Here is a 19467-nt window from a genome sequence, read left to right as displayed (position 1 = left end):
TATGCAACTGGAACGCAGTAAATTTGAGCCCATAGGATACGACTTGAAGTCCAGCGAGAAGATCGTAAGGCCCAGCGTGTCCTTCTGGAAGGATGCGTACAGAAGGTTAAAGCAGAATAAGATGGCTGTAATAAGCTTTTATATACTGCTAATTATCATAATCATGGCTGCAATCGGCCCTTATTTGAGGCCCTTTACTTACGATGAGCAGGATTACACGGCGATATTCAAGCCACCCAACGCCGTCCACTGGTTTGGCACGGATAACCTGGGAAGAGATCTTTTTGTCAGGTCGTGGCTGGGTGCAAGGGTTTCGCTGCGGATAGGGTTTATAGCAGCGGTGTTAAACATGGTGGTAGGAGTTATATACGGCGGTATTTCAGGTTATTTCGGAGGCATAACCGATGAGATCATGATGAGGATAGTGGACGTGCTTTATTCTATACCCACCCTCATTATAGTGATCCTCCTCATGATCATAATGCAGCCTGGGGAATTTACCATTATATTGGCCATGGCTTTGACCGGCTGGGTGGACATGGCGAGGCTTGTAAGGGGCCAGGTGCTTCAGCTAAAAGAACAGGAGTACGTGCTGGCAGCCAAGACGCTAGGGGCTGGTCCGTGGAGGATCATAACAAAGCACCTCATACCCAACGCGTTAGGACCTATCATCGTGAGGCTAACCCTTAACATCCCATCGGCTATATTTACAGAGGCTTTTTTGAGCTATATAGGACTGGGCATAAGGTTGCCTCAGGCCAGTTGGGGTTCCCTTGCCACAGACGGGACCACTTATTTGCAAAACGCGCCGTGGCTTCTGGTATTCCCGGCGGTTTTGATAAGCCTTACCATGCTGGCATTTAACATATTGGGCGACGGCATAAGGGATGCCCTTGATCCGCGGATGAGGAAGTAGGTGATAAAATGGGGAACAAATTGCTGGAGGTAAAAGATCTGGAGGTTTCGTTTTTCACATATGCCGGAGAGGTAAAAGCGGTAAGAGGCGTTAGCTTCTCGCTGGATCAAGGGGAAGCTATAGCTATCGTAGGCGAGTCCGGCTGCGGCAAAAGCGTAACCGTCCATTCCATTATGAGGCTTATACCATCGCCGCCTGGTAAGATAAAAAAAGGTTCCATCGTATTTAACGGCCGGGAACTGGTAGGTTGTTCTGAAAAGCAGATGCAGGCTATAAGGGGTTCGGAAATAGGAATGATCTTTCAGGACCCCATGACCTCCTTAAACCCTACCATGACCATAGGGCAGCAGATAGCCGAGACGCTTGTAAAGCACCAGAACATGAGCAGGAGTCAGGCGCTGGAGCGGGCTGTGGAGATGTTAAAGCTGGTCCAGATACCTAATCCCCACAGGCGCATTCACCAGTATCCCCATGAGTTCAGCGGTGGCATGAGGCAGAGGGCGATGATCGCTATTGCACTGGCCTGTAATCCCAAGCTTTTAATAGCCGATGAGCCTACTACAGCCCTTGATGTTACCATACAGGCGCAGATCATCGATTTGATGAAGGAATTGCAGCAAAAGATGGGAACATCCATAATACTGATAACCCATGACCTGGGCATAGTGGCCGATATAGCTCAGAGGGTGATCGTCATGTACGCAGGCCAGGTGGTCGAGTACGGCAACCTTGACGATATATTCTACAGGGCAAGGCATCCTTATACATGGGGGCTTCTTCAGTCAGTGCCAAGGCTTGATGTAAAAGAGAATAGGAGGCTTATCCCCATAGATGGTACGCCGCCGGATTTACTGGCGCCCCCTAAGGGTTGTGCCTTTGCGGACAGGTGTAAGTACGCCATGAGGATATGCAAGGAGGAACAGCCGCCGGTGTACGACCTGGGCAGCGGGCACGGATGCGCATGTCATCTCCTGCATCCCCAGGCTCCAAAAGTCCAGCCGCCTCAGTTGAATGGAGGTATAGCGTCATGAGTGGGGAAAAACTGTTAACGGTGCAGAACCTCAAAAAGTACTTCAATGTGGGTAAGGGCGCTGTGTTAAAGGCTGTCGACAACGTGACCTTTGATATATACAGAGGAGAAACCTTCGGGCTGGTAGGCGAGAGCGGCTGCGGCAAGTCCACTACAGGGAGGACGATCATAAAGCTTTACGATATAACCGATGGCAAGGTACTCTATAGGGGAAAAGACATAAGCAAGTTCAATAAAGCCGAAAACAAGGAGTACACGAAAAAGGTTCAGATGATATTCCAGGATCCTTATGCTTCCCTAAATCCCAGGATGACCGTGGGGGATATAATAGGCGAGGGAATCGACATCCACCACCTCTATAGAGGAAAGGAACGCATGGAGAGGATATATCAGCTGCTGGAGCTGGTGGGGTTGAATAGGGAGCACGCCAACAGATTTCCCCACGAGTTCAGCGGAGGTCAGAGGCAGAGGGTAGGTATAGCCCGCGCTTTGGCTATCGAGCCCGAGTTTATAATCTGCGACGAGCCTATATCTGCGCTGGACGTGTCAATACAGGCTCAGGTCGTCAACCTGCTGGAAGACCTTCAGGACAGGATGGGCCTTACGTACCTGTTTATAGCCCACGACCTGAGCATGGTAAAGCACATAAGCGATAGGGTGGGCGTCATGTACCTGGGAAGCCTGGTGGAGACGGCCAAGAGCGATGAGCTCTATGAAAACCCATTGCATCCCTATACCCAGGCGCTGCTTTCAGCCATACCCATTCCCGATCCTGAGATCGAGCGCAGGAGGGAAAGGATTATACTCCAGGGGGATGTGCCCAGCCCCATAAACACGCCGCCAGGTTGCAAGTTTCAAAATCGGTGCAGCCACTGCATAAAGATATGCAGGGAGGTAGAGCCAGAGCTTAAAGAAGTGGCTTCAGGCCATTTTGTCGCATGCCATCTTTACAATAAATAACAGAAAAGTGACGAAAAAAGCACTTATCCCTTATGGGATAGGTGCTTTTTTACACCCCTTTTGCGACATATAAATATAATATATTAAGCGCGCACGAAGGGGGTGTTAGTTTATGGACAGGCAGGAATTGGGCTCAAGGCTGTTGATGGAGGGCATGGTAGGTCACGACGTGATGCAGCTTCAATTGATACTGCAGAGTTTGGGCTACGATCCCGGCCCTATTGATGGCATTTTCGGTCCCAGGACTAAAAATGCCGTGATGCGATTACAGCGGGACTACGGCATAAGGGTTGATGGAATAGTGGGACCTGAAACGCTGAACGTGATATATAAATTGTACCCATGAGGGCGATATAATCCCTTTATTTCATACCGAACATCTCTTCTTTTAAATCCAGGTAATAGAGGTAATCTTCGGGTTTGACGTTAGGCGGGCAACGGTGATCGCAGAAGGGTATATAGCCGCCCCTTTCCACCAGTGGGACCAATGACTCCAGATATGACTTTATGGCTTCTCTCCCCCTTGCCAGCACCATTTTGTCCACGCCGCCCATTATCCTGAGGTCCTTGCCGTATTCGTTTAAAAGCTCCGCAGGATGGGCGCAGGAATTTACCTCGAAGGGGAACAGGCAGTTTATGCCTCCTTCTAGAAAGTAGGGGAGAAGCGGCCTTACGTCTCCATCGCAGTCGGTGTACCATATGTCAATGCCGTACTGATGCAGTTTTTCACTTATGCGCTTGTAACGAGGGACCACCACGTTTTTGAAAAAGTCTACGGGGACGATAGGGCCATTTTTAAAGCATATATCCTCCCAGCCGGAGGCAAAATCAAAATCTATGTGGGGCAATACCTGGTCCAGAAAATCCTCTACCAGTACACACGCGGTTTCCACCATGTCTTCTACCATTTCAGGGTAGTCGTAACAGGCGTAGATGAGCCCCTCGAAGGTGAGCATATCCCTTATCTTGCCTATCATGGAACCGCAGTGGACGCCCAGGGGATAATCCCTGTCAGGGGGATGAGCTTTTTTAAGTGCCTCTACGTCTACTTTCCTTGATGGATCATCTCTGCGAAACCGCTGCTCCTTGCATTTTTTCCAGTCGTCAGGGGTTACGATGGTGGGCTTTATGAAATGGGGAATGGTGTCGTGGTCGTCTTTGGGTACTTCTGCCAGCAACCCATCGGCGTTCATGATGATTTTGGTGGTGTCGGTTTGGCCTACCACCTTAGACTCAAAAGGCGGCGACATCCACACGTTGCCGCTTATGACAACGATTTTATCAAAGTTAAAAAAGATGTCAGCTTCTTGGTTGTTGGTTATGCCGTTTTGGTAGAAAAGAGGCCATTCTTTAAAATTTTCGTTCCAGTATCCAAATTCCATGTTAAAACAGCGATCAATGGGCCTGTAATGCATCTGGTTGTTAAATCTCTCACGGTCGGTCATGGTGCCTTTCCATTTTTCTCTTATAGGTTTTATTTCCACTGTATCTCCCCCTTGGCTTTATTTGTAAAATATTATTTTAATTGATATTATTATAATACAGAAAAAGGCGGTTACCAAATTTTCTATTTGATTTTCAGAATCATTTTGAGTTATACTATTCACGTCAAGATAACTTCCTGTTTCTAAAGAGTAAGGTGATGAATTTGTTGTTTAAAAGGCTTTTGCTATCGTATATCACAATAACGCTGCTGCCGCTTTTAGTCGTGTCTTTTTTTTCAAGTTACATTTCCACAAAAGTTATAAACGAAGAGGTTTACAAATCCACAAGGCAAACGCTAGAACAGGTTAATCGAAATATTTCAAACATATTGGATAACGCTGTCGGCACGCTGCTTTACGTCTCAATGAACCGAACATTACAGTACAACCTAACAAAACCGTCAGATAACACCCCTTTTGAGATAAACAGAGAGGTTACGGCTATCCGCGACGCACTATTATATCCCGGTATATTTAACAACGATTATTCGTCCGTAGAGGTATATGCGCTAAGCAAAGCCGAATACCCTAATATCTTTGCGCAAAATGACGTTATGTCCTATAAAACGGCAGCAGATAGACCGTGGTACAGGCCCGTGATTAACCTCAAAGGCAGACTTTACTGGCATATTTCTACAGACTTTCATATACCGCAAGTATCCGTAAAACGCCTGGTAATGGACGTAAAGGATTTTAAGAATCCTATAGCTATAGTGTCTGTAGATATAAATATATCTACATTGCAAAATGTAATAAATAATATACGTTTGGGTGAGACAGGTAAGATTTATATTATCGATAATACAGGTGTTTCTATTGCGCCATATAATGTGAAATTCCCTTATATCAGCAAGCTGAAATCAGCCAGCGGAATAACATCGATTACAAATAGAAACCAGAAGAATGTAGTGTTTTACAGCACCATTAAGCAAACCGGCTGGAAAATAATCGGCATAGTTCCTGAGGCTGAGCTTACAGCCAAAGCCAAGTTGATCAACAAAATAATATTTACTATCGGCATTATATTTATTGTAATAGCTGTCCTTTTATCACTGTATATGTCTCATACCATATCATCACCTATAATGAGGTTGGCAAAAACAATGGATAAAGTCAAAGAAGGCGATTTAAACGTAAACCTCACAAATAAACCCAGGGGGGAGATAGGTACCCTTTACGAAAGCTATAACTCGATGATAAACAGGATAAACCAGCTTATAAACGAAGTGTATATAGCCAACATGGAAAAAAAGGATGCAGAGCTCAAAGCACTGCAAGCTCAGATAAATCCCCATTTCCTTTACAATACCCTTGATTCCATCAACTGGCTTGCTGTAAAATACAAGGCTTATGATATCAGCAGGATGGTTACTTCCCTCGCTACTCTGTTGAGGTATAGCATCAACAAAGGCGAGGACAAAATAAAGTTGAAAGACGAGCTAAGCCAGGTAAAAAGTTATATAACGATACAACAGATAAGGTACAAGGATAAATTTGACGTAACGTACAATATAGACGAAGACATCATGGATTGTATAGTGATTAAGCTGATATTACAGCCTTTGATTGAAAACGCTATAATTCATGGAATAGAGACCTTTTCGGGTAAAGGATATATTGAAATACGAGGATACAAAGACGGTGAAAGTATTGTTTTAGAGGTGCACAACACTGGAAACCCTATAGACCTGGAAGAAGTAAACAAATTGCTGTCCACCAATTTGAATAGCGAGCATTATGGGATAAAAAATGTCAATGACCGGATAAAATTTACATTTGGGGAAACTTACGGATTGAGTTATAATTATTCCGATGGAAAGACCGTTGCCAAATTAACTATACCTTACATCAGGGGAGAATGATATTTATGTTTAAACTCCTTATTGTAGATGATGAAGAAATCGTGAGGGATGGTCTTCTGAACTTGATAGATTGGAATAAAGTAGGTGTTTTAATTTCGGGGGCTGCTGCCAACGGGCTGGAAGCACTGGACATATACGAAAAAAAAGGTGCGGATATAGTTTTAACAGATATACGGATGCCTCATATGGACGGCCTAAAACTAATGGAAGAGCTCAAAAAGAGAGATCCTTCTATCGTGATAATTGTACTCAGCGCATATGATGATTTCAGCTACGCTCAGGAGTCGCTGAAGATTGGCGCCTTTGATTATATATTAAAGCCTATAGAGATACAAAAACTGATTGATGCAGTTAAGAAAGCGGTAGAAGTTAAAAGGCAAGAATACGAACGGGCAAAAAGAGAAGAAGTGATTAAAAAACAGCTAAAAGAAAGCATGCCGTTACTGAGAGAAAAATTGTTTATGCAGTTGATAAACGGCCCTGTAAATAATTTGAAGGATAAAATTCAGTATATGGGAATAGATATTTGGGCCAACTTTTATACGGTAATAATACTCAAGATCGATGATTTCAGCAAAATTGCCGAAAACTACAGCGAAGAAGATATGCAGCTTACTGATTTTATGATCAAAAACATCGTGGATGAAACCCTTGAATCCGTTAAACATTTCATTCTAACATTAGGCGAAGGGGTTTTTGCCGTTATAACCTCTCTAGAAAATACGGACGATATTAAAGGTACTATATTATCACAGTGCCACAGAATAAGAAGCAATCTAAATAGATATACATCATTAAACGTCACCCAGAGCGTTGGCAGAATCGTAAACGACCTCAACGATATTCATTATTCGTACAAAGACGCTGTGCTGGCCATGGAATATAAATTTTATCTGGGCAAAAACCAGATAATATTTTACGATGAAGTAAAGCCTTTTGAAGCTGGTGGGATTTACTATCCCATAAAACTGGAGGAACAGCTGGTCTTATCCATAAAAAAAGCAGACCCGGACCTAGCGTTAAAGATACTAGATGAAATCTGGAGTGACTTTAGCAAAAAAAATTTGCCCGTCGATGGAATTAAAAGATGGTGCATAGAACTGGTGGCACTGATAACCCGCAGTCTGATAGAATTGGGTGAAAACCCCGATATATTTTTTAAAAACACCGATCCCTGGTCTGTGATAAAAAAACTCGAGACAATTGATGATGCTAAAGGCTGGGTTAAAAATGTGATTGACGTGGTAATAGAGTACATCGCATTAAAGCGCAAATCAAAAAATAAAAAAGTAGTAGAAGAAGTTTTAAAGATCATAGAGAATGAATATTCAAACAAGGACTTGACGTTAAACGATATCGCTGAGAAGCTGTATATCACCCCAAATTACCTGAGTTATCTGTTTAAAAGCGAAACAGGTGAAAATTTTATGGAATACCTAACTAAGGTACGTATTGATAAGGCTAAAGAGCTTTTGAAAAAACTGGACATGAAGATATATGAAATAGCCGATGCCGTTGGCTACGCGGATGCCCACCATTTCAGCAAAGTATTTAAACGGGTAGAAGGGATAACCCCCACCGAATACAGAGAGAGGATGTAAATTGCAAAATCCTTAGAAAAGTACACAAAATTGTAGAACCTCCTAATTTAATTGTTTTCTCATTTTTTCTAAAATATAAGCAGAAAACAATTTCAAAAGGAGGTTCATTTTTATGCTAGCAAAGTATAAAAAGGTTATTGCGCTGATGCTGGCTGTAACCATGATAGGACTTATACTAGCAGGATGTGGAAATAAGACGAACAAAAGCGCATCTTCAGCAAAAAATCAACCAGTTACGATAACTTACGCAGCAGGCAAAGATTCGACACCTGCAACTAAAGCTTTAATAGATGCCTTTGAGAAAAAATACCCAAATATAAAGGTAAAATTTCAGGAAATGCCTCAGTCAACCGATGACCAGCATAACGCGTATGTGACGGCATTATCAGCCGGCGATTCCAGTATAGACGTAATTGCCATGGACATCATATGGACTCCGGAATTTGGCGCTGCAGGTTGGACACTACCTCTGGATAAGTACGTAACGAAAGACATGGAATCCAAATTCTTACCAGGACCCATGGAAGCGGTTAAGTACAACGGCCATATATACGGAATGCCGAGGTTTACCGACGCTGGTGTGCTTTATTACAGGAAAGACATCATAAGCACTCCGCCAAAGACATGGGACGAGTTGATGCAGATGGTAAAAGCCAATGTGGGTAAAAATGGCACAAAATACGGTATAGTATTTCAGGGCAATCAATATGAAGGCCTTGTGTGTGACGCTCTAGAATTTATCTATAGCAATGGCGGAAGCGTCTTAGACGGAGATAAGGTCACGATAAATTCTCCCCAGTCCATTGCCGGACTACAGTATATGATTGACATAGTAAAAAATAAGATGGCACCACCGGGTGTAACCACGTATATGGAAGAAGACGCGAGAAATATATTCCAGCAGGGAGAAGCTATATTTATGAGAAACTGGCCGTATGCGTGGGCCTTGCTCAACGCCGATGATTCTCCTGTCAAAGGGAAAGTAGGTATCGCGCCAATACCCTATGGTAAAGATGGAAAAGTCGGTATGTCTGTACTCGGCGGTTGGAATCTGGGTATAAATAAGTACTCAAAGCATCCGGATGAAGCCTGGAAGTTCATTCAATTCGTAACCAGTGAGGAAGGCCAGAAGATAACAGCGTTACAAGGCGGCAATTTGCCTACTTTGAAATCGCTGTATCAGGATAAAGATGTGTTGGCGAAAAATCCGTACTGGGCAGACTTTTACAATGTGTTTATAACAGCAAAGCCAAGGCCTGTGTCGCCGTTCTACCCCAAGATGTCTGATTTCATGCAGATCAACTTCCACAAAGCTCTCACAGGAGAGATGAGCGCTCAGCAGGCCATCGAAAAAGTGGAGCAGGGCATAAGCAGCATTATAAAAAACAATGGAGGTAATTGACAAAAAGACAAAAGTCGGGATGATCTATCCCGACTTCGTCTAATTTTAAATTAATACAGAAAGAAGGGATATAGATGAAGACAAAAAAGCCCCATAGGTTTGAAATAAATGAGGCGATGCTGGGATATTTGCTGGTGACGCCTGCGCTGTTGTGCATCATAATAATTGCTTTATATCCTGTATTGCAGACATTTTGGTTGAGTTTGCACTCCATGAAACTTCAATTTGCCAATATGAGCAGGTTCATCGGGTTATCCAATTACGCCGCTTTGCTAAAAGATATGAGGTTTTGGTCGGCTACAAAAAACACCTTTGTCTTTACCGTCGTATCGGTATTATTTGAGTTGGTACTGGGCCTCATTATGGCCATGCTCATGAACAAGGAATTTAAAGGCAGGGGTTTAATAAGAGCTGCGGTCCTTATCCCGTGGGCAATACCCACTATTGTCTCAGCACTGATGTGGAAGTTTATATACAACGACCAGTTAGGAGTGTTAAACGACATCCTCATGAAGCTTGGCTTAATACACGGTTATAAGGCGTGGTTAGGTACGCCTTCATCGGCCATGGGCGCGGCCATATTTGCTGACGTCTGGAAGACCGCTCCTTTTATGGCGCTGCTGCTGCTGGCGGGTTTACAGGTTATACCTAGAGAGCTTTATGAGGCAGGAAAAGTAGACGGCGCTAGCCCCATAAGGCAATTTTTCAGCATAACGTTGCCCCTTTTAAGGCCTACCATTATGGTGGCGCTTATATTCAGGACATTGGATGCCTTCAGGGTCTTTGACTTGATATACGTTATGACAGGCGGTGGCCCGGGAAATTCCACAGAAACCCTATCCATATATGCGTACAAGACCATGTTTAGAAACCTGGACTTCGGCATGGGCTCCGCTATGGCAGTGATAATCTTTATATTTGTATTTCTCTTTGCGCTGTTCTACATCAAATTGTTGGACAGAGACACACTGAGTTAGGAGGTGCAGACTATGAAAACATCAAAATTGTTAGGTCAGGTGGTTTTCGCCGCATTTGTAATCTTGTTTCTGGCATTTATAATATTTCCGTTTTTCTGGCAAACCCTAACATCTATAAAGCCACCTTCGGAGCTTTGGAGTATACCGCCTAAATGGATACCCAGCAAGTTTTACACAGGATATTATGTATCGGTGTTCGTAAAAAGGCCTTTCGGCACGTACCTTAAAAACAGCGTTATAGTGGCATCGGCTACGACTTTATTCAGCCTTTTTGTGTCGTCGTTTGCCGCATACGCTTTAGCTAGGCTGAAGTTTAAGGGCAAAGCTATAATTCTGTCGCTGGTGCTGGCCGTTTCTATGTTTCCTGGCATAGCTATAATAACGCCTTTATTTCTGTTTTTGAAAAACGTGGGCTTGCTTAATACCTATATGGGATTGATACTGCCATATACGACATTTACGGTTCCATTGTCTTTGTGGATTCTGACTACTTTCTTTAAGGAAATACCTTTTGACCTGGAAGAGTCCGCAAAGGTAGATGGCGCAACGCCCATGCAGGCATTCCTCAAGATAATATTCCCCCTGGCGACGCCGGGAATGTTTACGACTGCGATTCTCACGTTTATCGCCGCGTGGAATGAGTTTATATTTGCGCTGGTGTTTAATACCCAGGATGCTATGAGGACTGTGCCTGTGGGAATAGCCATGTTCCCAGGGGAACACGACATCCCGTGGGGTGATATGGCTGCCGCTTCGGTAATCGTAACAGTACCGCTTATAATACTGGTTCTGATATTCCAGCGACGCATCATATCTGGCCTTACCGCTGGAGCAGTAAAAGGTTAATTGTCTTTAAAATCATTCTTAAGGAGGAGAAATAACTAATGAACAAGAAATGGTGGAAAGAAGCCGTAGTTTACCAGGTATACCCCAGGAGCTTTTACGATACCAACGGCGATGGTATAGGCGATTTGAGAGGAATTATTCAAAAGCTGGATTATCTCAAAGATCTGGGCGTAGATGTAATCTGGCTTAATCCGGTGTATAAATCGCCCAATGCCGATAACGGTTATGACATTAGCGACTACTACGACATAATGGACGAGTTTGGCACCATTGCGGATTTCGATGAGCTGCTAGAGGAAGTGCACAAAAGGGGCATGAAGCTCATAATGGATCTGGTGGTAAACCATACCTCTGACGAACACAGGTGGTTTATAGAGTCCCGATCTTCAAAGCACAGCCCTTACAGGGACTATTATATATGGAGGCCCGGCAAGGATGGTCGAGAGCCCAACAACTGGGTCTCCATATTCAGCGGACCCGCCTGGCAATACGATGAAAAAACGGGAGAGTATTATCTGCATCTGTTTGCCGTCAAGCAGCCTGACCTTAACTGGGAAAATCCCAGGATGAGAAAAGAGATCTACGAGATGATTAACTGGTGGCTTCAAAAAGGCATTGACGGTTTTAGACTGGATGCCATCAATTTGATCTCCAAAGCGGAAGGGCTTCCCGACGATCCCGATCCCCATGGCCAGAGATGGGCCGGTTCTAAGTATTATTTGAATGGGCCCAAGGTTCACGATTATCTGCAGGAGATGTACAGGGAAACCTTTAGTAAATACGATATAATGACGGTGGGAGAAATTTCAGGTGTAACACCGGAGATTGGCAGGCTTTACGTGGATGAGGGCAGAAAAGAGCTGAATATGATCATACACTTTGAGCTTATGGATGTGGACTGCGGACCTGGAGGGAAATGGGATATAGTTCCCTGGAAACTCACTGATTTCAAAAGGATAATGTACAACTGGTATATTACATTGAAAGACCGAGGCTGGGTGGCCCTTTACCTTAACAATCACGACCAGCCCAGGATGGTATCCCGTTTTGGCGACGACGGCCAGTACAGGGTGCAATCGGCGAAGATGCTGGCGACACTTCTGCACACATGGCAAGGAACGCCCTTTATTTACCAGGGCGAGGAAATAGGCATGACCAATGTGGCTTTTGACAGCATTCAGGACTATAGGGACGTAGAGACTTTAAACTGGTACAACGAGATGATAAAACAGGGAGATAACCCTGAAAGGCTGATGAAAGTCATACACGCCAGGAGCAGGGATAACGCCAGGACGCCCATGCAGTGGAATTCTGGCCCCAATGCGGGATTTACCACAGGTACCCCATGGATAAAGGTAAACCCCAACTACAAAGAGATCAACGTGGAAGACGCCCTTAAAGACCCCGATTCGATATTTTATTACTACAAAAAGCTCATTGAGCTGCGCAAAACCCATCCATCGATAGTGTACGGGGAGATTAATATGATCCTTGAAGATGATGAGAATATATTTGCTTATACCAGGGTCCTGGGAGACGAAAGGCTGCTGGTGGTTCTCAATTTCTTTGAAAATGAGGTTGAGTTTGTGCTCCCCGATGAGGTGGAGTTCAAAGATTATAAGCTGCTGCTGTCCAATTATCCAGTGGAAGGAGATTTAAAAAAGGCGATTTTGAGGCCTTACGAAACAAGGGTTTATAGATTATTTTAGGTTATTTTACTAAAAAATAAAAATAGCTTGAGATCAGCTGCGCTGGAAATATTGATATTTTGAATGTAGAAATATATAATATATGTTAGACTGCGAAAAAAAGGGGAATAAATATGGCGATAAGTCTAAGTGGTAAGCTACAAAACGCGTTTCCGGCTCTTACCCATAGAAACTTCAGGCTTTTCTGGATAGGCCAGTGCATATCGCTGATAGGTACGTGGATGCAGAACATCGGGCAGGCGTGGCTGGTACTCAAGCTGACCAACTCTGCGTTTAAACTGGGGCTGGTAAGTGCCTTACAGTTTTTACCTATGATGTTTTTATCTCTGTTTGTTGGAACACTTGTGGATAGATTTCCCAAGCGAAAAGTCCTCCTTTTTACCCAATCCAGCTTGATGATCCTTGCAGCGGTGCTGGCGACCCTTACGTATTTTGACGTGATAAGGTACTGGCACGTGTTGGTATTGGCTTTGCTTTTGGGCTTTGTCAACACCCTGGATAACCCCACCAGGCAATCTTTTATAATTGAGCTGGTGGGGAGGAAAGATTTGATGAACGCCATTGCCTTAAATTCGTCTATATTCAACCTCGCCAGGATATTGGGACCTGCTGTTGCAGGTGTGCTCATAGGCGTTTTAGGGATCGCCGTGTGTTTTTATCTCAATGCTTTAAGCTTTATCGCTGTTTTGACCGGTTTATGGCTGATAGATGTTCCCGACAGGGTGTATGAGAAAAAAGAGTACAGCGTGTTAAAAGACTTGATGGAAGGACTTATATACATATCGGCCAGGCCCATCATATATCTTCCCTTGATACTGCTGGCCTTTATAAGCACTTTTGTCATGAACTTCAATGTGATAATCCCTGTTTTTGCAAAACACGACCTGCATAAAAACGCCATGGGGTACGGTTTTTTGATGACATCAATGGGCATAGGCTCCCTAATTGGAGCGTTGACTTTAGCGGCCAGAAGCCGTATGGGTCCTAGGATAAAGGTGCTCATGGGAGGAGCACTGGGCATGTCGGCTTTTCAGATAGTGTTGAGCTTTGAGAAAAATTACTGGCTGGCGGCTTTTACGCTGCTGGTTGTGGGCTTTTGCTCTATTGTCTTTACGGCTTCTGTCAATACCACCCTGCAGCTTAACTCTGATGATCACATTAGAGGTCGCATTATGAGCGTTTACGCACTGGTGTTTGGCGGAGTGACCCCCGTGGGCAGCCTTTACGCAGGAAAGCTCACCGAAGAGTGGGGAGCTTCTACGGGATTTGCCGTGAGCGGTTTGATAGGGGTTTTGTCCGCCCTGGCGGTGATGTATATGTATTTCCTAAAAAAAGGTTCAAAGAAGGCTGTGCTGTGATTTGGATGAGTCCATTAGTCCATTATGATGACAGCGATGAATTCCAGAGGCTCATTTCCGGTGTTTTCAACAGAATGGCCTGTTCCATTGCCTGTTTTAAGGGCGTCGCCGGCAGATACCTTGTGGGATTGCCCGTTATCGTTGACTACCCCTTGGCCTCGTAGAAAATAGAATATCTCTGTCTCGTTTACGTGCTCATGAAATCCTATTGAGCAGCCCTTTTCCAAAGTCATGTGTGCCAGGAGGCGGCTTTTGCTTGGAAGTTCGCCTTTGTCAAAGATATGTAGTATTTTGACGGTTCCATTACCTCCCCGCATCTTTTCTCTCAGTTCTATTTCCATGTCTTGAGCTCTTTTAATCATGATGATTACCCCTCTCTATTTTGTGCTATAGATATTCTATCACAATTAGATATTAATTGCTATACTGGTTGCTTATTACAGATTCAATCAGATGATACGGACTTATTGATACACTTTGTTTCTACGACAGTATTTAAATTGACAGCACAAGAATTAAATGTTATTTTTTAATAAAAAAAGTTGTATAAAATGAGGAGGAATGGAATATGCGAAAAAAGGTTACGTTAGCCTTGATAGTATTTTTTTTACTGAGCATAATATTGCCGGTGTACGGTCATCAGAATAAGAATAAGGGGGATAAATCCGTAAAGTTAAGCGCCGTTAAAAAAGTGGTGGAGCAAAAGAACGAAAGGTCTTATGAGAAAGAGAAAAAGTATGAAAAGAAAAGCAAAGGCGTTGTAAGAGTAAATGGTGTCTTAATTAAGTTTGATGTACCTCCTGTTATAAAAGAGGGAAGGACGTTAGTTCCCGTCCGAGCTATAGCAAATGGATTTAAAGCCAGTGTAGAGTATGATGCCCAAACTTCTACGGTAACCATTACAAAAGGTGATATAGTGGTTAAATTAGACCTTATCAATAATGAAATGTATGTAAACGGCAAGAAGCTTGATAATAATGTTGCTATACAATTAATTAGCAACCGCACTTTTGTGCCTTTAAGATTGATAAGTGAGATTTTTGGCGCAAAAGTAAATTATAACGGAGAGACTGGCGATATAGATATAGAGGAAAATGTCGATGAAGAGAATAACACTGTGTCAGAGAGTGTTTATGGAAGTGTTTATGAAAATGTTTACGAAAATATAAGCAGCACAGTTCATTTTTGAAGTATAAAATTTATCTCTTCCCTGTGATTTATTTAGTGAAAGAGGTAAGCCACTAAATAAACGGGGAGGAGATTTTTATGTTTAAGGGGCTACACAAAGGCGAAGGCGGATATTTTAAAGTGCCTGTGGAGATACTGGATCAATGCCTCGCACAGTTAAACGGCGCCGAGTTAAAAATCCTTTTATACATACTGAGGCATACATGGGGTTTTGAAAATTACAATGGACCGGTGCGCCTTACGGTAGACGAAATAAGAAACGGGAGGTACAAAAAAGGCCGAATACGCATGGACAGGGGCACAGGTCTTTCCAGTGGGGCTGTGAGCGAGGCTTTAAAATCTTTGATGGAGAAGGGCTTTATCATCTGCTACGTCGATAATACTGACAGAGGCAGAATAAAGAGGTATTTTATGCTAAGGCCAGACGAGAAAGCTCCCAAAGAAGTGATGGCGGTAGATGAAAAAGGCGATGGGATGCCATTAGAAAAATGGCTTGATGTTATAATGGGGCAGGTGTCTGTGCAAAAAAATGAAGGCAGGCAGATTCAAAGTCAACCTCGTACCCAATGGGATGATAAGATAGATATGATAGATAGAGTATCTATCAATCCATCAAATAATATATATCGGGAAGGGGCGAAAGAAAGTGAAAACGTAGACTCAATAAAAGAAAGGCTAAAAGCCAAATATGGGCTAGACGATCGGGATATGGAAATATGCCTTAGCAGGATGCGGGACAGGGAGATAAAAAACCCGGTAAAGTTTCTGGAAAAAGTGGTAGAAAATTATGCTATGAAGGAGAAAGTATTAAACGAAGCCGCAAAAAAAGCGATTGTAAAGCCTCTAAATTATTTTAATTGCTATAAGGATCAGAGGAAGTATAACATAGCGGAGCTGGAAAAGAAGCTGCTGGAGCGGTCCCGCAAAGAAGACCCTTGAGAGATTGGATTTGACAGGAAAGGAAAATTATATGATAATTGTTAAAGGAAGATCTTGAGGATGGACGTGAAATAAAATTTTCAAGGAGAAGGGATTGTCGTGAAGAGAATGCAGGGTTACATGGCAGGGGTTAACCTGGGGGGATGGCTGTCCCAGTATAGGGAGTACAGCTATGAGCACTTTGATACGTTTATAACGGAGCAGGATATAAAGCGGATATCTTCGTGGGGAATGGACCACGTGAGACTTCCTGTAGACTATCCCCTTCTAGAGGACGATGATGCGCCTTTTAATTACAAGGAAGAGGGCTTTAAGTACGTGGACAAATGCGTCCAGTGGTGTAAAAATCACGGCTTAAACGTAATACTGGATCTCCATAGGGCGCCTGGTTTTAGTTTCAGTACCCCGGATAAAAACCGCTTGTTTGACGATCCGCTATTGCAGGAACGCTTTGTAAAGTTGTGGCAATATTTTGCAAAAAGGTACGTAAATGAAAGGGATAATGTGGCTTTTGAGCTGCTCAATGAGGTGGTTGAACCTGACAGCAAAAGGTGGAATGTGCTGTCTCACAGGGCTATGAGGGCTATAAGGGAGATCGACCTGGATAGGATAATCATAATCGGAGGAAATCGCTACAATTCCGTGTTTACGCTCAAGGAGTTAGAAATTATTGACGACCCCAATGTGGTGTACACCTTCCATTACTATGAGCCCATGCTTTTTACTCATCAGAAAGCCTCATGGGTGGATGTATGTGCGGAATTCAATCAGGGGCAAGAATACCCGGGCAGGTTTGTGGGATTAAAGGAATTTTTAAGAAAAAGGCCTGAGTACAAAGGATGGGAAAGCCAGGTGGATGTGGTTAATGACAGGGGGCTTATGGAGAAAAACCTTAAAGTGGCGGAGGATTTTATGAGGTCTACGGGCAAAGAACTTTACTGTGGAGAATATGGCGTTATAAGCGATGCTCCTCTCCAGAGCAGGATAAACTGGCACAGGGATTTTGTAGATTTGGCAAGAGAACTTAATATAGGCAGAGCATGCTGGTCGTACAAAGAGATGAATTTTGGACTGGTAGATGCCGATGGTTGCGTTATAAGCGATGAATTGATAGAGGTGGTAAGCAAAAAGTAAGATATTTTCAACTAAAAAGCCCTGGGCTCACCTGTTGCCAGGTGATGCCATCAGGGCTTTAAATGTGTCTATGACTCTGGCCAGCTCGTTTATAGATCGGGTAAGGCTGTCCAGCTTGTTTTCAATGCGCACCAGCAAGTATACGCTTATCACGATGGGGAATCCCAGGTTGGAGATCTGCGATAATATGTCTTGCATAGAAATACCTTCTTTTACAGCACAAGGTCAAATTCCTGCGTCTGAGTGGTGATTATGCTGGCGCTTACAGGTTCTTTTAACTCGCCTCCTGATATCTCAAATACGTTTTTAGAGACGAGGGCTTCCATAGCGTTCTTTATCTCCGCTTCGGTTATATCGTCTCTTACGTTATCCACGTTTACTCTCACGAGGCGCCCTACGGTATTCCGAAAAACCATCGAAAGAGTTTTCAAGGTTATACCTCCTTTCTTTTCCAAGGCTAATTTGACGGCTTTACCGTGTTAAGGTTGCTGAGTAAGAATACCGGTGTTCTGCCTAAGAATCTGGTTTACTTGGTATTTTTGTAGACCAGCTATGATCAAAGCCGCATCCATGGCGTCCTGGTCGGTGGCATCGGCTTTTATGTTATAATTGCTCCTTACGGTTATCTTTCTGCCCTGAGCGTCGATACCTCCGTCGTATTCAATGGTCAGCCTGGAAGCGTTGAGGTTGAACAGAACTGCCATCGTCCTCACCTCCTTCGCTATATAAGTCGCGTTGAGGTGAGGCTTTTTATACATATGTAGAGTCAGAGTTTTTTTGCTTTTTGGTTTTAAAGCACCCGGCTTCTCCTAGTTTACAAAAATTACCATTAGGTGATTTTATATTCTTTTTAAGGTAAATTGCAAGCTCGTTAAAGATTGATATTAATTTGGTGCGAAATGTATCTTCTATGAAAACGAATTCCACGCCGTAGCCAAATATGTCGGGTTCAATTTCTTCTATTCGAACTATTGTTCCATACACTTTTAAAGTGGTATTGAGAATGTTTAATTCAAATTCCAGCACGATGTTGGGATTAGCCTGTAATTTTAAATTTGAAAGGAATTTCAATCCCCCTGGGCCGATGTCGTTAACGCACACATTGGCATAACCTGTTTTTACAGCTTTTCCGTATACGTATTTAATTGTCATTTTTGCACATAAAGGGTTGTGCAATTTCACCCTAAAGTATTTGCGCCTATTTTTCAAAGTCATCACCCTTTAAATTTTTTATAATGTATTGGAGAGGTGCAGGTTTGCCTAAAATATATCCCTGGGCGTATTTCACACCTAGATCTCTGATCACGTGAAGTTCATCTTGGGTTTCTATTTTTTCTGCGATGAGATCAGCGGTATTCTCGAAAAGGTTTAATAGGCTTTTTATAACCCGCTGCTTCCGGTTGTCTTTTGTAAGGTCATTTATGTAATACCCGTCCAGTTTTACAAAATCGGGATTTAGGTCGCACCAGTGCCTTAAAGAAGAATAGCCTGTGCCCATGTCGTCGATGGCGATTTTTACTCCTCGGCGGTGCAATTCGCTCACTGTGTATTTAAGATCAGACCAATTGGCAACTGGTTCTATTTCTGATAGTTCCAAAACGATAGGAGCAGAGAGGTTTATATGGTTGTCCCACCATCGGATAAAGTTTTTGTTAAGCAGTGTAGAGGGGAGGACGTTTACAAACAACGTGTTTAACATAGAATTGGCGTTTTTCATAGCCAGTTGTAAGGAGTACGTGTCCAGCTTAAGGCTGATGCCCGCCTTTTTGGCGTATTTGAAAAGGTTCTGTGGGGAAACGTATATGTTCAGGACGTTTCTTAAAAGAGCTTCGTATCCCAGTATACTGCCCGCATCTAGTTGAATAATGGGCTGATACCAATGGATTATATGGCGACTCATGAGGATTTCACTCCTAAGTATAAAATTTTTAAAACGTATAAAAAATTTTAAGAAACAAAATAAAGATTTTGTTGCATTTAATATTTAAATTCAATTGCAAAACTTTGTTGTTTTTTATATAATCTTAGTAGATACTCAAACCGACAAAAGATGACACGGAG

Annotated in this window: 21 protein-coding genes; 14 read left to right on the top strand and 7 right to left on the bottom strand. The window is 43.2% G+C overall.

What is annotated here, in order from left to right; genetic code table 11:
- Position 1 precedes the first annotated feature (1 nt).
- From CALPO_RS0106570 to CALPO_RS0106555, 4 genes are all read left to right on the top strand, one after another.
- Positions 2-916, top strand: coding sequence for an ABC transporter permease (locus tag CALPO_RS0106570; RefSeq protein ID WP_026486619.1), 915 nt, complete (start codon positions 2-4; stop codon positions 914-916).
- Positions 917-924: 8 nt separating this feature from the next.
- Complete coding sequence (locus CALPO_RS0106565; protein ID WP_026486618.1) at positions 925-1947, top strand: ABC transporter ATP-binding protein; 1023 nt, start codon at positions 925-927, stop codon at positions 1945-1947.
- Entirely contained in the window at positions 1944-2906 is a 963-nt protein-coding gene (locus CALPO_RS0106560; RefSeq protein ID WP_026486617.1) for an ABC transporter ATP-binding protein, read from the top strand. The genes CALPO_RS0106565 and CALPO_RS0106560 overlap by 4 nt, the downstream gene beginning before the upstream one ends.
- Before the next feature lie 112 nt (positions 2907-3018).
- Positions 3019-3252 (top strand): peptidoglycan-binding domain-containing protein, encoded by a 234-nt coding sequence (locus tag CALPO_RS0106555; protein ID WP_026486616.1) that lies wholly within the window; start codon positions 3019-3021, stop codon positions 3250-3252.
- A 16-nt stretch (positions 3253-3268) separates the two neighbouring features.
- Here the strand turns inward: CALPO_RS0106555 and CALPO_RS0106550 are convergent, their stop codons facing one another.
- The gene (locus tag CALPO_RS0106550; protein WP_051585889.1) at positions 3269-4390 is read right to left on the bottom strand and encodes a uroporphyrinogen decarboxylase family protein; all 1122 of its coding nucleotides are present in this window, start codon (positions 4388-4390) and stop codon (positions 3269-3271) included.
- 158 nt (positions 4391-4548) lie between these two features.
- Here CALPO_RS0106550 and CALPO_RS0106545 point away from each other — a divergent pair, with 158 nt between their 5' ends.
- From CALPO_RS0106545 to CALPO_RS0106515, 7 genes are all read left to right on the top strand, one after another.
- The gene (locus CALPO_RS0106545) at positions 4549-6252 is read left to right on the top strand and encodes a sensor histidine kinase (RefSeq protein ID WP_245589917.1); all 1704 of its coding nucleotides are present in this window, start codon (positions 4549-4551) and stop codon (positions 6250-6252) included.
- 5 nt (positions 6253-6257) lie between these two features.
- Positions 6258-7853: a response regulator gene (locus CALPO_RS0106540; RefSeq protein WP_169736187.1), complete on the top strand. Its 1596-nt coding sequence runs from the start codon at positions 6258-6260 to the stop codon at positions 7851-7853.
- Positions 7854-7965: 112 nt separating this feature from the next.
- The gene (locus tag CALPO_RS0106535) at positions 7966-9255 is read left to right on the top strand and encodes an ABC transporter substrate-binding protein (protein WP_026486612.1); all 1290 of its coding nucleotides are present in this window, start codon (positions 7966-7968) and stop codon (positions 9253-9255) included.
- Positions 9256-9329: 74 nt separating this feature from the next.
- Entirely contained in the window at positions 9330-10232 is a 903-nt protein-coding gene (locus tag CALPO_RS0106530) for a carbohydrate ABC transporter permease (RefSeq protein ID WP_035172439.1), read from the top strand.
- Between the two features lie 12 nt (positions 10233-10244).
- The gene (locus CALPO_RS0106525) at positions 10245-11078 is read left to right on the top strand and encodes a carbohydrate ABC transporter permease (RefSeq protein ID WP_026486610.1); all 834 of its coding nucleotides are present in this window, start codon (positions 10245-10247) and stop codon (positions 11076-11078) included.
- A 38-nt stretch (positions 11079-11116) separates the two neighbouring features.
- Complete coding sequence (locus CALPO_RS0106520; RefSeq protein ID WP_026486609.1) at positions 11117-12787, top strand: glycoside hydrolase family 13 protein; 1671 nt, start codon at positions 11117-11119, stop codon at positions 12785-12787.
- 113 nt (positions 12788-12900) lie between these two features.
- Positions 12901-14145 carry an MFS transporter gene (locus CALPO_RS0106515; protein ID WP_084295221.1) on the top strand — a complete coding sequence of 415 codons (1245 nt, stop codon included), beginning with the start codon at positions 12901-12903 and terminating at the stop codon, positions 14143-14145.
- 14 nt (positions 14146-14159) lie between these two features.
- Here the strand turns inward: CALPO_RS0106515 and CALPO_RS0106510 are convergent, their stop codons facing one another.
- The gene (locus tag CALPO_RS0106510) at positions 14160-14507 is read right to left on the bottom strand and encodes a cupin domain-containing protein (RefSeq protein ID WP_026486607.1); all 348 of its coding nucleotides are present in this window, start codon (positions 14505-14507) and stop codon (positions 14160-14162) included.
- A gap of 206 nt (positions 14508-14713) precedes the next feature.
- Between CALPO_RS0106510 and CALPO_RS0106505 the strand changes: the two genes are divergently transcribed.
- The 3 genes from CALPO_RS0106505 (at position 14714) to CALPO_RS0106495 (ending at position 17406) form a co-directional block, all read left to right on the top strand.
- Positions 14714-15334: a copper amine oxidase N-terminal domain-containing protein gene (locus CALPO_RS0106505; RefSeq protein WP_026486606.1), complete on the top strand. Its 621-nt coding sequence runs from the start codon at positions 14714-14716 to the stop codon at positions 15332-15334.
- A gap of 77 nt (positions 15335-15411) precedes the next feature.
- Positions 15412-16272, top strand: coding sequence for a hypothetical protein (locus tag CALPO_RS14175; protein WP_026486605.1), 861 nt, complete (start codon positions 15412-15414; stop codon positions 16270-16272).
- 108 nt (positions 16273-16380) lie between these two features.
- Positions 16381-17406 carry a glycoside hydrolase family 5 protein gene (locus CALPO_RS0106495; RefSeq protein ID WP_026486604.1) on the top strand — a complete coding sequence of 342 codons (1026 nt, stop codon included), beginning with the start codon at positions 16381-16383 and terminating at the stop codon, positions 17404-17406.
- A gap of 27 nt (positions 17407-17433) precedes the next feature.
- Here the strand turns inward: CALPO_RS0106495 and CALPO_RS14430 are convergent, their stop codons facing one another.
- The 5 genes from CALPO_RS14430 to CALPO_RS13415 are packed head-to-tail and all read right to left on the bottom strand — an operon-like array spanning position 17434 to position 19306.
- The gene (locus CALPO_RS14430; RefSeq protein WP_084295220.1) at positions 17434-17604 is read right to left on the bottom strand and encodes a YvrJ family protein; all 171 of its coding nucleotides are present in this window, start codon (positions 17602-17604) and stop codon (positions 17434-17436) included.
- A gap of 14 nt (positions 17605-17618) precedes the next feature.
- Positions 17619-17837: a DUF2922 domain-containing protein gene (locus tag CALPO_RS0106485; RefSeq protein ID WP_026486603.1), complete on the bottom strand. Its 219-nt coding sequence runs from the start codon at positions 17835-17837 to the stop codon at positions 17619-17621.
- Positions 17838-17885: 48 nt separating this feature from the next.
- Positions 17886-18110 carry a DUF1659 domain-containing protein gene (locus tag CALPO_RS0106480; protein ID WP_026486602.1) on the bottom strand — a complete coding sequence of 75 codons (225 nt, stop codon included), beginning with the start codon at positions 18108-18110 and terminating at the stop codon, positions 17886-17888.
- A 46-nt stretch (positions 18111-18156) separates the two neighbouring features.
- Positions 18157-18615 (bottom strand): PilZ domain-containing protein, encoded by a 459-nt coding sequence (locus tag CALPO_RS13420; protein WP_051585888.1) that lies wholly within the window; start codon positions 18613-18615, stop codon positions 18157-18159.
- Complete coding sequence (locus tag CALPO_RS13415; protein WP_051585887.1) at positions 18605-19306, bottom strand: EAL domain-containing protein; 702 nt, start codon at positions 19304-19306, stop codon at positions 18605-18607. The genes CALPO_RS13420 and CALPO_RS13415 overlap by 11 nt, the downstream gene beginning before the upstream one ends.
- Positions 19307-19467: the final 161 nt, after the last annotated feature.

Origin of the sequence: Caldanaerobius polysaccharolyticus DSM 13641 (genome assembly GCF_000427425.1) — a bacterium.
GTDB classification, from domain to species: Bacteria; Bacillota; Thermoanaerobacteria; order Thermoanaerobacterales; family Caldanaerobiaceae; genus Caldanaerobius; species Caldanaerobius polysaccharolyticus.
Note: the sequence above shows the minus strand (reverse complement) of the source record. Positions and strands in the feature narration are given on the sequence as shown.

Excerpts from the sequence above, each read along its gene's own strand:
- CALPO_RS0106570 (WP_026486619.1), top strand. The coding sequence starts at position 2 with ATGCAACTGGAACGCAGTAAATTTGAGCCCATAGGATACGACTTGAAG.
- CALPO_RS0106565 (WP_026486618.1), top strand. The coding sequence starts at position 925 with ATGGGGAACAAATTGCTGGAGGTAAAAGATCTGGAGGTTTCGTTTTTC.
- CALPO_RS0106560 (WP_026486617.1), top strand. The coding sequence starts at position 1,944 with ATGAGTGGGGAAAAACTGTTAACGGTGCAGAACCTCAAAAAGTACTTC.
- CALPO_RS0106555 (WP_026486616.1), top strand. The coding sequence starts at position 3,019 with ATGGACAGGCAGGAATTGGGCTCAAGGCTGTTGATGGAGGGCATGGTA.
- CALPO_RS0106545 (WP_245589917.1), top strand. The coding sequence starts at position 4,549 with ATGAATTTGTTGTTTAAAAGGCTTTTGCTATCGTATATCACAATAACG.
- CALPO_RS0106540 (WP_169736187.1), top strand. The coding sequence starts at position 6,258 with ATGTTTAAACTCCTTATTGTAGATGATGAAGAAATCGTGAGGGATGGT.
- CALPO_RS0106535 (WP_026486612.1), top strand. The coding sequence starts at position 7,966 with ATGCTAGCAAAGTATAAAAAGGTTATTGCGCTGATGCTGGCTGTAACC.
- CALPO_RS0106530 (WP_035172439.1), top strand. The coding sequence starts at position 9,330 with ATGAAGACAAAAAAGCCCCATAGGTTTGAAATAAATGAGGCGATGCTG.
- CALPO_RS0106525 (WP_026486610.1), top strand. The coding sequence starts at position 10,245 with ATGAAAACATCAAAATTGTTAGGTCAGGTGGTTTTCGCCGCATTTGTA.
- CALPO_RS0106520 (WP_026486609.1), top strand. The coding sequence starts at position 11,117 with ATGAACAAGAAATGGTGGAAAGAAGCCGTAGTTTACCAGGTATACCCC.
- CALPO_RS0106515 (WP_084295221.1), top strand. The coding sequence starts at position 12,901 with ATGGCGATAAGTCTAAGTGGTAAGCTACAAAACGCGTTTCCGGCTCTT.
- CALPO_RS0106510 (WP_026486607.1), bottom strand. The coding sequence starts at position 14,507 with ATGATTAAAAGAGCTCAAGACATGGAAATAGAACTGAGAGAAAAGATG.
- CALPO_RS0106505 (WP_026486606.1), top strand. The coding sequence starts at position 14,714 with ATGCGAAAAAAGGTTACGTTAGCCTTGATAGTATTTTTTTTACTGAGC.
- CALPO_RS14175 (WP_026486605.1), top strand. The coding sequence starts at position 15,412 with ATGTTTAAGGGGCTACACAAAGGCGAAGGCGGATATTTTAAAGTGCCT.
- CALPO_RS0106495 (WP_026486604.1), top strand. The coding sequence starts at position 16,381 with ATGCAGGGTTACATGGCAGGGGTTAACCTGGGGGGATGGCTGTCCCAG.
- CALPO_RS14430 (WP_084295220.1), bottom strand. The coding sequence starts at position 17,604 with ATGCAAGACATATTATCGCAGATCTCCAACCTGGGATTCCCCATCGTG.
- CALPO_RS0106480 (WP_026486602.1), bottom strand. The coding sequence starts at position 18,110 with ATGGCAGTTCTGTTCAACCTCAACGCTTCCAGGCTGACCATTGAATAC.
- CALPO_RS13415 (WP_051585887.1), bottom strand. The coding sequence starts at position 19,306 with ATGAGTCGCCATATAATCCATTGGTATCAGCCCATTATTCAACTAGAT.